At 63.3% G+C, this 13,199-nt stretch carries 14 protein-coding genes and 1 pseudogene; 7 read left to right on the top strand and 8 right to left on the bottom strand.

Annotation, left to right across the window (positions count from 1 at the left end; translation table 11 throughout):
- Positions 1–354: 354 nt before the first annotated feature.
- The gene (locus tag AC54AF_RS01500) at positions 355–1,833 is read right to left on the bottom strand and encodes an MFS transporter (RefSeq protein ID WP_496634960.1); all 1,479 of its coding nucleotides are present in this window, start codon (positions 1,831–1,833) and stop codon (positions 355–357) included.
- 128 nt (positions 1,834–1,961) lie between these two features.
- Positions 1,962–2,546: a GNAT family N-acetyltransferase gene (locus AC54AF_RS01495; RefSeq protein WP_496634843.1), complete on the bottom strand. Its 585-nt coding sequence runs from the start codon at positions 2,544–2,546 to the stop codon at positions 1,962–1,964.
- A 97-nt stretch (positions 2,547–2,643) separates the two neighbouring features.
- On the opposite strand from AC54AF_RS01495, the gene AC54AF_RS01490 reads away from it, so the two are divergent.
- The 3 genes from AC54AF_RS01490 (at position 2,644) to AC54AF_RS01480 (ending at position 4,829) form a co-directional block, all read left to right on the top strand.
- Positions 2,644–3,525, top strand: a complete 882-nt coding sequence (locus AC54AF_RS01490; RefSeq protein ID WP_496634841.1) for a LysR family transcriptional regulator — start codon at positions 2,644–2,646, stop codon at positions 3,523–3,525.
- A 152-nt stretch (positions 3,526–3,677) separates the two neighbouring features.
- A complete protein-coding gene (locus AC54AF_RS01485) occupies positions 3,678–4,298 on the top strand; it encodes a hypothetical protein (protein WP_496634839.1) in 621 nt (206 codons plus the stop codon).
- A 72-nt stretch (positions 4,299–4,370) separates the two neighbouring features.
- The gene (locus AC54AF_RS01480; protein ID WP_496634837.1) at positions 4,371–4,829 is read left to right on the top strand and encodes a hypothetical protein; all 459 of its coding nucleotides are present in this window, start codon (positions 4,371–4,373) and stop codon (positions 4,827–4,829) included.
- 3 nt (positions 4,830–4,832) lie between these two features.
- Here the strand turns inward: AC54AF_RS01480 and AC54AF_RS01475 are convergent, their stop codons facing one another.
- The gene (locus AC54AF_RS01475) at positions 4,833–5,888 is read right to left on the bottom strand and encodes an NAD(P)/FAD-dependent oxidoreductase (protein ID WP_496634835.1); all 1,056 of its coding nucleotides are present in this window, start codon (positions 5,886–5,888) and stop codon (positions 4,833–4,835) included.
- A 22-nt stretch (positions 5,889–5,910) separates the two neighbouring features.
- Positions 5,911–6,453, bottom strand: coding sequence for a GNAT family N-acetyltransferase (locus AC54AF_RS01470; RefSeq protein WP_496634833.1), 543 nt, complete (start codon positions 6,451–6,453; stop codon positions 5,911–5,913).
- A gap of 100 nt (positions 6,454–6,553) precedes the next feature.
- On the opposite strand from AC54AF_RS01470, the gene AC54AF_RS01465 reads away from it, so the two are divergent.
- The 3 genes from AC54AF_RS01465 to AC54AF_RS01455 are packed head-to-tail and all read left to right on the top strand — an operon-like array spanning position 6,554 to position 8,751.
- On the top strand, positions 6,554–7,729 hold the full coding sequence (locus AC54AF_RS01465; RefSeq protein WP_496634831.1) for a citrate synthase: 1,176 nt from the start codon (positions 6,554–6,556) through the stop codon (positions 7,727–7,729).
- 45 nt (positions 7,730–7,774) lie between these two features.
- Positions 7,775–8,266, top strand: a complete 492-nt coding sequence (locus AC54AF_RS01460; RefSeq protein WP_496634829.1) for a MarR family winged helix-turn-helix transcriptional regulator — start codon at positions 7,775–7,777, stop codon at positions 8,264–8,266.
- A 32-nt stretch (positions 8,267–8,298) separates the two neighbouring features.
- Positions 8,299–8,751 carry a PaaI family thioesterase gene (locus AC54AF_RS01455; RefSeq protein WP_070288367.1) on the top strand — a complete coding sequence of 151 codons (453 nt, stop codon included), beginning with the start codon at positions 8,299–8,301 and terminating at the stop codon, positions 8,749–8,751.
- Between the two features lie 721 nt (positions 8,752–9,472).
- Here AC54AF_RS01455 and AC54AF_RS01450 read toward each other — a convergent pair.
- Positions 9,473–10,492 carry a tyrosine-type recombinase/integrase gene (locus AC54AF_RS01450; protein ID WP_496634826.1) on the bottom strand — a complete coding sequence of 340 codons (1,020 nt, stop codon included), beginning with the start codon at positions 10,490–10,492 and terminating at the stop codon, positions 9,473–9,475.
- Positions 10,493–10,713: 221 nt separating this feature from the next.
- Here AC54AF_RS01450 and AC54AF_RS01445 point away from each other — a divergent pair, with 221 nt between their 5' ends.
- On the top strand, positions 10,714–11,736 hold the full coding sequence (locus AC54AF_RS01445) for a DNA-binding protein (RefSeq protein ID WP_496634824.1): 1,023 nt from the start codon (positions 10,714–10,716) through the stop codon (positions 11,734–11,736).
- A 55-nt stretch (positions 11,737–11,791) separates the two neighbouring features.
- On the opposite strand, the gene AC54AF_RS01440 is transcribed toward AC54AF_RS01445, so the two are convergent.
- From AC54AF_RS01440 to AC54AF_RS01430, 3 genes and pseudogenes are all read right to left on the bottom strand, one after another.
- A complete protein-coding gene (locus AC54AF_RS01440; protein ID WP_496634822.1) occupies positions 11,792–12,343 on the bottom strand; it encodes a hypothetical protein in 552 nt (183 codons plus the stop codon).
- Positions 12,340–12,519, bottom strand: a pseudogene (locus AC54AF_RS01435) (DUF1801 domain-containing protein); the annotation flags it as partial. The pseudogene AC54AF_RS01435 and the gene AC54AF_RS01440, both read right to left, overlap by 4 nt.
- A gap of 59 nt (positions 12,520–12,578) precedes the next feature.
- Entirely contained in the window at positions 12,579–13,187 is a 609-nt protein-coding gene (locus tag AC54AF_RS01430; protein ID WP_496634820.1) for a hypothetical protein, read from the bottom strand.
- Positions 13,188–13,199 lie beyond the last annotated feature (12 nt).

Here is a 13,199-nt window from a genome sequence, read left to right as displayed (position 1 = left end):
CGACTGGTGGCAGCCGGCGCCGTTCTACGCCACGCCACAAGCGCTGGCCGCCGCCGAGGCGGCCGATGACTATTCGTACATCCAGTACATCGGCCTGCGCGGCGACGGCATGTTCGCCAAGGTCGACCTGCCCGCGCTGGGCACGCGCCTTGACTTGCCCGTGTTTTTCATCATGGGCGAAGCGGACTTGCTGACCTCGCCCGCCATCGCGCACGTATTTCGACAGCATCACGGCGCCGTACAAGAGTTTTACCCTGGTGAAACGAGCCGGGCACGACCCCAACCAGGCCGTGCTCGACGCCCAATGGACGATTCTGCGCGACAAGGTGGCGCCGTTGATCGGCGATTGAGCAATTAAATCGCCCGGCGCGCCCGCAGGTGCAGGTGGCGAATCGCCATGGCCGAGACCATCAAAATGCCCGACGCCGTGGCCAGCACGACAATGAACGCCTTGTCGAAGGCTGAACGGGCCAGTTCCGACACTTGCAAGCCCAGTTCGGCCGGCAATTGCTCGGCGGCCAGCAGCGCCGCGTCGAGCGTGTCATGCGCATTCGGCAACAGGCCCGCGCTTTCCGGGATCACCAGGGTGGCGCTGTAGACGGCCGACAGAATCGTGCCCAGCACCGTCACGCCGATCACGGCGCCCAGCTCATATGACACTTCCTCGATCGAGGCGGCCATGCCGGCTTGCTGCGGCGCCACGTTGAGCATCACGGCGCTCGACGCGGCCGTCATGACGGCGCCCAAGCCCAGGCCCAGGATCACCAGGCTGGCTACTTGCGCCGAGACGGCGGCGTCATGCAGCACCAGATACGCTGCCATGCCTATGCCGGACAGCAACAGCGAACCCCACAGGACCTTGGCCTTGTCCGCGCGCGGCAGCATGAAACCCGTCAGCGGCCCCGCAAACACGGACGCCAGCGGCAGCGGCAGCAGCAGCAAGCCCGCTTCCAGCGGCGACAATTCCCGCACCAGCTGCATGTGCTGGCTCAGCGCCAGTTCCATGCCGATCAGGGCGGCCGAGGCCACCATGGCGGCGGCCACGGCGCTGGAAAACGGCAGTTCGCGGAACAGGGCGAAGTCGATCAACGGCTTGGCTTGGCGTTTCTGGCGGCGCACGAAGGTCAGCATGAAGAAGGCGCCCACGGCGAACGAGGCGGCGGCCAGCGCATACGACGGCTGCGACTTGCCCAGTTCCTTGATCGCATACACGCCACCAAGCAGACCCATCATGATTTGCAGCGAGCCCTTCAAGTCCCACGGCTTGTCGCGGTTGCCAGCCCGTTTCGGCAGGACGACGGCGGCCAGCACCAGAGTCAGCAGCACGATGGGTACGTTGATCAGGAAGACGGAACCCCACCAGTAATGCTCCATCAGGAAACCACCGAGCACGGGGCCGAACGCGGCGCCGCCGGAGGCGATGGCCGCCCACACGCCGATGGCGAACGAGCGCTCGCGGTTGTCCGTAAAGGTCAGGCGGATGATGGACAAGGTGGCCGGCATCATCAAGGCGGCGCCGATGGCCAGCAACACGCGGGCAAAGATCAGCCATTCCGGCGCGGGCGAAAACGCGGCGCACAGCGAGGCGATGCCGAACACGGCCAGGCCGGCGAGGAAAACGGGTTTATGGCTCAAGCGGTCACCGAGGGTGCCGAGGCCAGGCAGCAAGCCGGAGACGACCAGCGCGTACACGTTGATGATCCACAGTTTTTGTGAAGAGGATGCCTGCAGGTCGCGCGTCAGCGCGGGCAAGGCGGTGTAGAGCACGGTCATGTCGACCACGATGAGGAACAAGGCGCTGGAGACGATGGCCAGCGTCAGCCATTTTTTCATTGGATGCATAAACAATTGATGGATTTTAGTGTAACTTTTAACAACTATCGGTGTGGATGAATTTGGTGCTGCGCAAATATTTACGTTCCAGGCTGCCTCGGGCCTGGGCTTGTCGGGGGCGGCGGGCGTCAGCCACGGTCGCCATCCTTGTCATCCACCACAGCGGACACTGCGGGCGCCTCGAGTTCGCGCAGCATGACGACGGATACTTGCTTGAAGCCACGGCCCTGGAAGAATTGTTGCGCCGTCAAGTTGTGCGCGCCGCATTCGAGGAACAGGCGGGCGATGCCGTGGCCGCGCAGCTCGTCGGCCACCCACTCCACCAGCAAGCTGCCGATGCCGCTGCCGCGCACGGCGGGCAGCAAGACCAGGTCGTCCAGCGCGGCGAACGATTTCGAGGCGCGCTGGCGCGTGTCGATGGAAACGAGGGCCATGCCGACGATGGCATCACCCGACATGGCGACGGCCAGCAGGGTCGAATCGCCATGCGCCCAGTCATGCGACAGGGCGGCGCGGATTTCGCCGCGTATCACCTCAGGCAAGTCCGCGCGCCAGTTGCCGGGCGCATCGGCGCGTTCGCCCTGCAGCTCAGAGTGGGAGATATAGTCGGCGCTGACGTTATCAAGATATAACTTGCACAGCGCATCTTCAGCGGTGGCGTCGTGACACCAGGCAAAGCTGATGGCGGGGGAATTGGCTTGGGCGTTTTTCATGGCGGATCTCATGTTATTGAATTAGTCAACGCATTTTATGTCGCCCCTGAATGGCATTCAAGTTAAAATCCATCTGTAAAACAGATAGGTGGATGCCATGCAGTGGACTTTGGAACAAATGCGCTACTTCGAGGCGGCCGTCGCGGCCGGTTCTTTCTCGGGCGCGGCGCGCCGGCTGGGCCGCGCGCAATCGGTGGTCAGCACCTCGATCGGCTTGCTGGAAGCGGAATTCGGCGTGGAACTGTTCGACCGTTCGCGCCGCAGCGCCGTGCTGACGGAAGCGGGCAAGGTGATGCACCTGGAAGCGTGCGAACTGCTGCGCCAGGCCGAGCGCCTGCAGCTGCGCGCCCAACTGCTGAGCGCGGCGCCCGAAGCCCAGCTGACCCTGGCGCTGGACGAAGCCCTGCCCTACCTGGCAATCAGCACCCTGGTCAAGGAACTGGCGGCGCGCTACCCGGCGCTGGAACTGGTGATGCTCAACGCCACGGCGTCCGAGGTGGCGCAGTACGTGGAGCAGCAGCAAGCCGACGTGGCCTTTCATTTTGACCGCGGCCCCATCTCGCCCGTGCTGGAACAGCAGCACATCGGCAGCGTGGCGCAAGGCGTGTTCGTGGCAAAAGGCCACCCGATGGCACACGGCCAGGAAGTGAGCCGCAACGAACTGACCCGCTACCGCCAGCTGATCATGGATTCCGAACTCAACCGCGAACACGCCTTCAGCCCCGCCGTCTGGTTTTCCGACAGTTTTTACAGCATCGCGGAAATGGTGGCGGACGAGCTGGGCTGGGCTATTTTGCCGCTGAATATCGCCAATTACGACAATTACAAGGGTTACCTGCAGGAAGTGCCCTGTCCTGCGCTGGCCTTGTCGCGCCTGCCCGTACGGCGGCTGTCGATCCATGGGAAGAAGCTGAGCGAGACGAGTTTGTGGCTGACGACCAGGCTGGCAGAGCTGCTGGCGGATGGGCCGAGGGGTTGAGTCAAGGAAGCGGAGCTTAAAGGTCGAGGTATGGCACAATCCAGACCAGGTTTGCGTCGACGCGCGCCACGCGACGACAATCAACGCGGTCCCCGCTTCCCGGAGTCACCAAAAACCACGATGAGCGCGGTATCGCCCGCGCCAGGAGAGTCATGAGTATTAACGCCAAACTGAAAAAACTCGCAGAGAAAGCCACGGATAAGGGCGAGTATGCAGTCGCCGCAGCCGCAGCCCATTTGTTGCAAGATATCGACTGCCTGGACAAGCAAATCAACCTGGTCGGGGCATTGCATGAAGTCGGCTACCTTCAAAATTCCTTGTCTCCATATTGGAAGGAATTCAGATCCGATGAATCGGCATGGATAGAACGTTGTCTGGCCAGACTTGTTACTGCTGATCATGATTATTGGGCGCTTGCTTCGCTTCTGGGGTGCAATGGTCCTGCGACCATCAGCATTGCCATTCGCCAGGGTTTCAAATCAGCGGCAACAAGGCTTTATGAACGTTTCGACAAACCCGAGGTCCATGTCAATACCTTATATGTAGCAGCCATTGGAAAAGTACTGCATCCAGTATTGGAAGTTGGCTATGACACAAATGAACTGACAAATGTCGACTTGGGAAGAGCGCGGGCGCTTAGTTTGAAAAATGCCCAATGGCAGCCGGGTGATTGTTTGGGCGCGGGCGGACTTTCCATTTCGATGCAGGCCAAACTTCCGCATGGCGCATGGCGGTCGGTATCGACGGATTTTAAAACATGGGATGCCAATTGACCTGCGTGTGGCTCGCCTTGCATGCTTCGTCTGCGCTCCCGATGCTTGCTCAATTACTGGCAGAGTAATGACATGATGAACTGCAAGACAGTCAATGCTTGGATGGAGATGGCGCAAGACGATGAGGTGCTCGTTGATCCCGACGACATCAATCACGAAGCCCGGGCCAATATGTGGAGCTTCTCGCCCACGGACGAGGAAACGCCGTACATAGAAGCGGCGGATATCGTCGAGTTCATCGGCCAGGTGATCGCGGCCCGCAGCAGCGCGCTCGGTGGCGGGGAGATGCTGTTGTATTGCTGGCACGATGCGCAATGCCGCCAGCTGCGCTACAGCCTGGTGTCGCGCTCGCATCGGCGGCTGCCGTTTCGCTGCGAACTGCGCGAAACGCAGGATCTGGCGCTGATCGCTGACCGCGTGGTAAACGGGGACTGGCGCAACGCGGACCATATGCAGGAGCCGTCGGAGGAAGGCGATGAGCAGGAGGAAGCGCCATTCGTCCTGCCCGTGTTCGTGGTAGCTGTGCCTTAAGAATCAGCACGCCAGAAAGCGCGCGGGCCGGCAAGCCTCCAGGGCTGACGCTGGCTCGCCAGTGACGATTTCCCCGCTGGCCAGTTGGCCCACGATGCCTGCCAGCACCACGCCAGGATGCATGGCGCACACGTACACGCCTTCCACCTGCGGCAAAGAGCCGATGACGGGCACGCCATCGACGGGCATGGGGCGCAGGCCGATGCAGGCGAACTCGGGCGCGATGGCTTCGGCGCCCTCAAGTTCTTCCCGGATCGCGTTGGCCGTGCGCAGCGCCATGGCGGCGGGCTGGTTTTCCGGCGCGTCGTCCAGGTAATCTTCCGCTGCCAGCATGGTGCCGTCCTCGGCTTGCCGCACTTCCATGGCATGGCTGGAAATGATGCCCTGCACCAGGCCGGGTGGCGCCTGGTAGCGCAGGAAGATGGCGGGCGAGGCGTGGATGGGCAGGCTGGCGCCCAGTTTCTGCGCCAGCGCGGCAGTACCCGTGCCTGCCGCCAATACGACCATATCCGCCTCGATGACGCCAGCGGCCGTTTCCACGCCCGTCACCTTCGCGTCCTGGACGACAAAACCCAACACGGGCGCGTGCGTGCGGACGGTCGCGCCGAGCGCCCGGGCCGCTGCCAGCAAGGCGTGCGTGGCGGCAACGGCGTCGAGGGCGCCCTGCTCCGGCTCGTGGACGGCCTGTTGCGGTGGTTGCCGCAGATGCGGTTCCAGCTGGGAAATGCGGGCGCGCTCAATCAATATGCACGAGGGCGACACGCGCCCATCCTGCGTGCCATACGACAAGGCCCCATGCCAGCGCAGCGTCAAGCCCGGCACCTGCGTTTCCAGCCGGCGCCAGGCGGCGATGGCGCCGCAGCGCAGGGCCATGATGGGGTCAGTCCCCGCGCAGGACGCGTTGATCCAGGCAAACGAGGTGCCCGTCACGCCGGAAGCGATGCCGCCCGCCTCCACCACGGTGACATTTGCCCCCTTGCTGGCCAGGTGGTAGGCCAGCGACGCGCCGACGATGCCGGCGCCGATGACGATGATGCGTTTTGAGGTTTCCTGATTCATATCTGGCAACTTTGCATATTTATCATAGTGCAGAGTCTACCTCAGCCGCCCGCAAATCCAGCGCAAACCGGTGGCCATCGACGGCCTTGCCTGCCACCATGGCAATATCGGGTACGGCCATTCCCTGCGCGAAACCGCAGCGCTCCAGCACGCGGATCGAGGCCCCGTTGCCGTCGATGGCGTAGGCGCACAGGGTGCTCAGCCGCCATTCATCTTGCGCCAGGGCGATCAAATGCTGCAGCGCGGCCGTGGCCAGGCCCTTGCCCGCCTGCTGCTGCCCGATGCGGTAACCGACTTCGGCTACGCCTTGCTCCCGGTCAATGTCCTTGAGGTTGGCGCGCCCGATCAATTGTCCGTGTTCGTCGACGATGACGCAGGGGTGCATGCGCCCCTGTGCGTGCTCGTCCAGAAATTGCGCGACGTGCGCGTGGATGCCGTCAATGCTGTAAAAATCGTCCGGGCGCCCGTCGATATGGCGCTCGAACCAGGCCCGGTTGGCTTGCTCGAAGGCAAGCAGTGGCGCGGCGTCGTCCCGGCGCAGGGTGCGGATGGTAAATGTGCTCATGCAGACTCCTGGAAAGGCATCAGTCTAGTGACGCGCCACCCGGGCCGTCAATCTTGATTCCACAAATCAATATAAAGTGACAAACGCTACAATGGCGGCCATGAACAACGATCTGTCCGCCCTTGACGCGGCGCGCCTCCTGGGCGTCAGCCTGCCCACCCTGTATTCCTATGTGAGCCGGGGCTTGCTGGCCTCCGTCAGCAACGGAGAATCGCGCCGCAAGCGCTATCCGCAGGAAGAGGTGCTGCGCCTGGCGGCACGCAAGAATGACGCGAAACGGGGCGGCCAGACGGCCGTGGCCGCCATGCACTGGGGCTTGCCCGTGCTGGAGACACAGATTTCCCACATTCTCGATGGGCGGCTGCTGTACCGGGGCTGCGATGCGGCGACATTGGCCGAGTCCGCGACGCTGGAGGCGGCCGCCAACCTGCTGTGGGACGATGGCGCGGGCGACTATTTCCGGCAGGATGCGCCTGTACTGCAGCAGGAGCTGGCCAGCGCGCCCGATGCGCCGCCGCTGGCGCGCACCATGCTTGCCATGGCCGTGCTGGCATCCATGCCAGCGTCGGCGGACACGCTACAGTCGGGCCCGGCACTGATGCGCATCCTGGCCGCCGCCCTGCTGCAGACGGCGCCGTCCGCCCTGCCGCTGCACTTGCAACTGGCCCAGGCGTGGCGAGCCGACGCGGAGCAGACTGCATTGCTGCGCGCCGCACTCGTGCTGCTGGCCGACCATGAATTGAATGCGTCGACCTTTGCCGTGCGCTGCGTCGCTTCGACGGGCGCAAGTTTGCCCGCCGCGTTGGGCGCCGGGCTGGCAGCCTTGTCCGGCGACAAACACGGCGGCGGCAGTGCGGCGGCGCGGTGCATGTTGACGCAGGCGCTGGCCGCGCCAGACGCCAAGGATGCCATCGGCGCCTTTTACAAGATGTTCGCGCCGGAATTCGCCGGCTTTGGCCACCCGCTGTATCCGCTGGGCGACCCGCGCGCCGCGTATCTGCTGGGCCGTTTGGCAGCGATGACACACGAGTACCCGCAACTGTCCGCCATCCTGGCCGCGTGCGCCACGGCGGGCGACTTGCTCGAAGTAAAACCGAATGCCGACCTGGCGCTGGCCGCCATGGAATTGGCGTTTGATTGGCCCGAAGGCGCCGGCATGAGCGTGTTTGCGCTGGCCCGCTCGGCCGGCTGGATCGCGCATGCGGCCGAGCAAGCCGCCAGCGCGGCCTTGATCCGTCCCCGCGCCCGCTACATCGGACGCCGCGAGCGCGACTGACAATCGTCGCTTGATTTATTACGCATACGTAGTAGTATACTTCGCATGCGTACCAATACCTCCCCCGCCTCAGACCTTCCCGATGCCGCAGCCTGCCCGCTGGGCGAGCGTTCGCCGCGCCTGTTTAATCTGCTCAACCTGGCGCGCCAGAACCTGTTTCGCTCGGCCGATGCCGTCTTCACCAGCGAACTGGGATTTTCCGGCACGCAAGTGGTCGCCCTGTTTGCGCTGAAAGGCGAAGAAGGCTGCCAGTTGAAGGATCTGGGGCGATTGTTGCAACTGAAAAACTCGGCCGTCACGGGGCTGGTGGCGCGCATGGAGGAAAACGGCCTGATCGTGCGCGGCCAGTCGGCGTTTGATGCGCGCGCCGGCACCCTGCACATGTCGGCCAGGGGCGGCGAGGTGCTGGCCGCCGCCCTGCCCTTGCTCGACAGCCTGAATGCACAACTGAAGCAAGGTTTCAGCGAGGAAGAACTGGCCGTCGTCGCCCGCTTCCTGCTGCACGCCTCGCGCCTGCGTTTCGCGCAGGACGTCTGACCATCCCCCCATCACCACCACAGGAGTTACCCATGCACCCCAACGACATGACCGGCTTGCAACTGATGCAAGCTTTCGCGCAAGGCCTGTTCCCACGGCCCGGCATTTCCAAGACCATGCCGATGGATGCCCACACGATCGAGCACGGTCGTGTCATCTTCACGGCGACGGCGAATGAAAACCACACCAATCCCATGGGCGGCGTGCACGGCGGTTTCGCCGCCACCGTGCTCGACACGGTCACGGGCTGCGCCACGCACACGGTCTTGCCGGCCGGCGAAAGCTATGGCACAACAGACCTCAACATCAAGATGTGCCGTCCCCTGCCCTTCAACGTGACGGTCTTTGCGGAAGGCAAAGTCATCAATGCAGGGCGCAACCTGGTCATTTCCGAAGGCACGATCCGCGACGAGGCCGGCAAGGTGTACGCGCACGCGACGGCCACCTGCATGATCATCCGCCCCCGGGAGCAGGCCGCCGCATGATACGGCCCGGCAGCATAGCGGAAGCCTGGCGCGTGCTGCACTTGCTGCTCCGCAATGGCTATCGGCTACGCGCCGTGGAGCATTCGGCGATCCGGCCAGGGAGCGCATTTACTTCATCAAACCCTTGTCCTGGAACGCATAACAAAGCCACTTGTTCTTTCTTGCTTGCCAAAGGAGCAACGCCACCATACACTGAGATTTTCTGGTCGTGCGCTGTCGCCCCATAGCGATCGAGCGTTCAAACACGTATTTGCCAACCCGGGGGTTCTTCATTGGACAAAGCTTACTTCTTCATTGCGGGCGCATTCGCGGTCGCTGTATTTCTGGGGCTCCGGAACACAAGAGTCTGGCCGCCGGTTTGTCTTGTGGCGCTAGCACCCTCTGTACTAGTCCTTGCTGGGTTCGGTCTCCCATCGACCAACATGATGTTTGTTAGCCTGCATCTTGTCGGCCTCACAATCTTGTACACCATCATCGGCTTTATAGGGGTGCAACTGGGAAAAAGCATCCAAAAGCGCTTGGCAGCAATGGCGACTAGATAGCCCGGCATACGCGTGCATGAGCTCGGCCACCGGCGGACATGGACATGGCCAGCATGGTGTTGGGGCACTCGCCGGTAGACAGCCTCAACACAATTGGGTGAAACCGACCTACAACGCCATGGTGCAGGCATCAGGCTGGCCTTCCTGTTCACCGCCGGACTGAATGTTGTCGGGCGCCCTCAGCCCATCGGCTTCTTCTTCCCCTTCAACAAACTCCCGGCCGCATTTTCCTCAAAGCGCCCCGCCTCCTCTATATAGCCATGCACGGTGCCGTCGTGGCGCCAGCCGCCCTGGCGCTTGATGGCCTGGAAATCGGCGCCGGCCCGGTGGGCGCTGGTGGCCATGCCGCGGCGCAGGCTGTGGCTCGATAGTTCCGGCACGTAATCAAGCGCCGCCAGCCTGGCGCAGCTTGCCAGGATCGTGTTGATGCTGCTCGCGTGCAGCGCCTTCACGCTTACATGGCCCCACTGGTTGACGGTGCGCAATAGCGGCCCCGTGCGGATGTGCGCCGCGGCCAGCCAGGCGCGCAGGGCCGTGGCCGGGCAGCAGACGCCGTCGCCGAACGGGATCGCCTTGACGATGCCCTCCCCCAATTGATCCGTTTTCGAGCGGGGCAAGGTGATCACCATGCCTTGCGGCTCCCAGCTCACGTCTTCCACCGTCAAGCCCGCCAGTTCGCTGCGCCGGAAACCGCCAAAAAAACCCAGTTGCAGCAAGGCGCTGTCGCGCAAAGCCTTGTTCGTGCCCAGCGCGGCCAGTTTGGCGACGATCAACTCCAGGTCTTCCAGCGGCAGGGCCTTGGCCTTCTTTTTCGGCTTGCCGTGCAGGCGGGCGATGCCGGCCAGGGTCTTGCGCACGGTCGGCGTGGATGCGGGGTTGGCGAAGCCCTGGTACACATGCCATTGCGACAGGGCCGTCAGGCGCAGCGCCAGGGTGCGGGCGTTCAGGCTGTCCGCATACGCCAGCAGGTAGCGGATGACGGTCGACTCGTCGGCGGGCAGCGCCCCGCCCCAGGCCTGGAAGTGGCGGATGGCGGATCGGTAGGTGCGGCGCGTGTTGTCCGAGGTGGCAGCGGCGAGAAACGCCTGGTGGCGCGCGGCCAGTTCGGCATCGATCAGGGCGCCATGTAACGGTGCCACGGCGATGGCGGCGCTTTTCGGCGCGGCGGCACGGCGTTTCGAGAGGGGGAATTCAAGCATGGCGGTGGCGAAATCGCGGTGTTGTACTGGGAAGTACGCAGAATAGCATGCAAACCACCCCCATAACACGCGATAAGCAATCTTATCGCCTCTTATAATTTTCAAAAACAAGCAAAATTTATATCGTAATATTATCTGATATTACGTATCATGTAATACGTTACTAAATTTCGCTCATAGGTGGTTTTATGGCCCGTACCGGCATTTTGTACTCTGATGTTATGAAAGCGGCCCAAATCGTCGCTGCCGATGGGCGCAATCCCACGGTCGACAGCGTGCGCGAAGCGCTGGGCAGCACGGGCAGCAAGAGCACCATCGCTCCCCTGTTAAAACGCTGGAAGGAAGAGTTCCATGGCGCAGGCGCCGTGAAAACGGAGGCAGGCTTGCCGGCCGAGCTGATGGAAGCGATGCGCGGCGTGTACGAGAAGCAGCAGCGCGATCTGGCGCAGCAGCTGGAAACGGGCATGCAACAGAACCGCGCCGAACTCGACGCGGCGCTGGATAAGCTGAAGAAGACGGAAACGGAGCGCTTGAAACTGACGGAGGCGCGCGCCGCCCTCACCCAGGAGTTGCGCGCCACCCAGCATGCGCTGGCGCAACTGAAGGAAGAACACCATTTCCGCGCCGTCACCCTGGCCACCTTGCACAGCGACAACGCGGGCCTGACGCAGCGCCTGGCCGACCGCGGCGAGGAGATCGCGGCACTCAATCGCCAGCTGGCGCAGGTGCGCTCGCAGTTCGACCATTACCAGGAAGCGGCCGCGACCCAGCGCAGCGAGGAACGGGCCCAGGCGCAGCAACGGGAAAGCCGGCTGGAACAGGATAACGCCCAGCTGCAGCAGCGGGTGCAAGGCCAGCAAGCTACCCTGGTGCAGCAAGACATGCGCCTGGCGCAGCTGCAGGCGGAACACGCGCGCTTATCCAGCGAAGCGGCCGCCGACCGCGACGCGCTGGCCACCGTGCGTCCCGAGCGCGACCAGTTCGAATTTCAGTACTTGCAGGCGGCAGCGTCCGCCGACGCCCTGCTGGCCAAGCTCGATGCGGCCCTGCTGGCGCTGAACGACGCCAGGGTGGCGCTGGCCGCGCAAGACCGCCAGCTCGACATGCTGGCCGAAAATGCACAGGCGTCGCAGCAGAAGGCGGAAAGCCTGGCGCAGGAACGCGACGGCTTGCTGCGCGAGAATGCCGGCATGGCGGCCAGGCTGGCCTTGCTCATGGATAGCAGGGGGAAGCGCGATGTCTGAACCGGTCTGTATGGCCCGGTATCCATAGCGTGGCGCAGGAAGTTGCCAGCGGCGATTACAGGCGGCGGTTCAGCACGCTGTCGATAGCGTGGGTTTTCAGCTCCACCTGGACGGCGCCGTCTTGCAGCCAATAGCCGTCATCCCCCTGGCGCAGGGCATGCAGATCGAGCGCGCCCAAGCTTGGCGGAATGGTGCCGACGAGCAAGGTCGCCACGTCGTCCCATGCCGCATAGAATAGTTTCAGGTACCAGCCGTCGTCGTGGGCAAAGGCGAGAAAGCGGCTGCGCAAGGCGGGCAGCGGCGTGAGCGCGCCACGATGGTCAAGCATCGCGGCCACGTCCGCATCCTGGGAAGCTGGCGGCGCGCCATTCCAATCGGCCCAGGCATGGCTGCCCCAGGCATATATATCTTCATGCGCCAGGGCAGGCAGTTGCTGATGTGTAAAGGTCTGGTAGCTGACAGGCTTCCTGGCCGTGCCGGCGCCGCCCTGGCGCAGCACGATGCCGCCAGCCTTGCCGAGGGCAGGCATACAATCCTTGAATTCGATGCCGGAAGCGACCAGCATGCGCGCGGCCGGGTCGTGCCAGAGATACAGATAATGTCTCAAGTCGACGTCCGTTCTGGTTTCGGCGCCGCATTCAACGCCACGGCGGCGCGTATCAGCGCCTTGAATGCCGAGGTATCGCGCTGCGCGCCTTCGTGCAGGTCGATGGCCCGGCGCGTGTTGCCGTCCAGACTGGCATTGAACAGGCCGGCAGGATCGGGCAAGGCGGCGCCCTTGGCGGACTGCGTGCCTGGCTGTGCTTTTTTCATGCAAATGCCCCCTTCAACGTATGCATGCCCTAGTGCGCCGACTCGGCCATGCAACTGGCCAGGACGGCAATAAACTGGTCGCGCAAGGCCTGGTACTGCGCATCCGTCGCGAATTCCCGTTTGTCCGCTGGTTGATTGAGCAGGTAGGCGGTGGCGACCGTCCCGCTGGCAGCATGCAGCAAGGTGTATAGACTGATCACGCCGGACGATCGCGTGATATAGGGGTTGTTCAATGCTAGCACTTCCACGCCCTGGCGCGTGTCCGTCTCCAGCGGCACCAGCTGGGGCGGCTTGCTGTTGGCCGACATCTGCTGCATCTGTGCCACGATGGTGCCGCGGTCGGCGGCAAACCGGCCGTCGGCGCTGCGTTCGATTTTCAGATTCACGAAGGGCAAGCTGCCCTTGTGGAACAACATCAGCCGATAGCCATCGGCCACCGATACCTGGCCTTCTCCCGTCGCCAGCTTGACGCTGCGCGTCGTCACATGCGCGGGCAAGCGGTCCTGCTGCTTGAACTGGAATTGGCTGCGGTTGATGCATTGCGCAAGTGGCGCCAAAGGATCGGCCGTGCGCTCTTGCGCCTGGGCGGCGAGGGCGGCAATGAGCATGGGAATGGCAAGCAAATGGCGGTGCTTCATGAAAGGTATCAG

Source organism: Janthinobacterium sp. JF4, assembly GCF_059617925.1.
The sequence above is the reverse complement of the archived record's forward strand: the minus strand, read 5'-3'. Positions and strand labels throughout refer to the sequence as shown.

Coding starts and splice junctions, on each gene's coding strand:
- AC54AF_RS01430 (WP_496634820.1), bottom strand. CDS start 13,187: ATGAAGCACCGCCATTTGCTTGCCATTCCCATGCTCATTGCCGCCCTC.
- AC54AF_RS01445 (WP_496634824.1), top strand. CDS start 10,714: ATGAAAGCGGCCCAAATCGTCGCTGCCGATGGGCGCAATCCCACGGTC.
- AC54AF_RS01485 (WP_496634839.1), top strand. CDS start 3,678: ATGAGTATTAACGCCAAACTGAAAAAACTCGCAGAGAAAGCCACGGAT.
- AC54AF_RS01465 (WP_496634831.1), top strand. CDS start 6,554: ATGAACAACGATCTGTCCGCCCTTGACGCGGCGCGCCTCCTGGGCGTC.
- AC54AF_RS01460 (WP_496634829.1), top strand. CDS start 7,775: ATGCGTACCAATACCTCCCCCGCCTCAGACCTTCCCGATGCCGCAGCC.
- AC54AF_RS01475 (WP_496634835.1), bottom strand. CDS start 5,888: ATGAATCAGGAAACCTCAAAACGCATCATCGTCATCGGCGCCGGCATC.
- AC54AF_RS01480 (WP_496634837.1), top strand. CDS start 4,371: ATGATGAACTGCAAGACAGTCAATGCTTGGATGGAGATGGCGCAAGAC.
- AC54AF_RS01450 (WP_496634826.1), bottom strand. CDS start 10,492: ATGCTTGAATTCCCCCTCTCGAAACGCCGTGCCGCCGCGCCGAAAAGC.
- AC54AF_RS01455 (WP_070288367.1), top strand. CDS start 8,299: ATGCACCCCAACGACATGACCGGCTTGCAACTGATGCAAGCTTTCGCG.
- AC54AF_RS01495 (WP_496634843.1), bottom strand. CDS start 2,546: ATGAAAAACGCCCAAGCCAATTCCCCCGCCATCAGCTTTGCCTGGTGT.
- AC54AF_RS01470 (WP_496634833.1), bottom strand. CDS start 6,453: ATGAGCACATTTACCATCCGCACCCTGCGCCGGGACGACGCCGCGCCA.
- AC54AF_RS01490 (WP_496634841.1), top strand. CDS start 2,644: ATGCAGTGGACTTTGGAACAAATGCGCTACTTCGAGGCGGCCGTCGCG.
- AC54AF_RS01500 (WP_496634960.1), bottom strand. CDS start 1,833: ATGAAAAAATGGCTGACGCTGGCCATCGTCTCCAGCGCCTTGTTCCTC.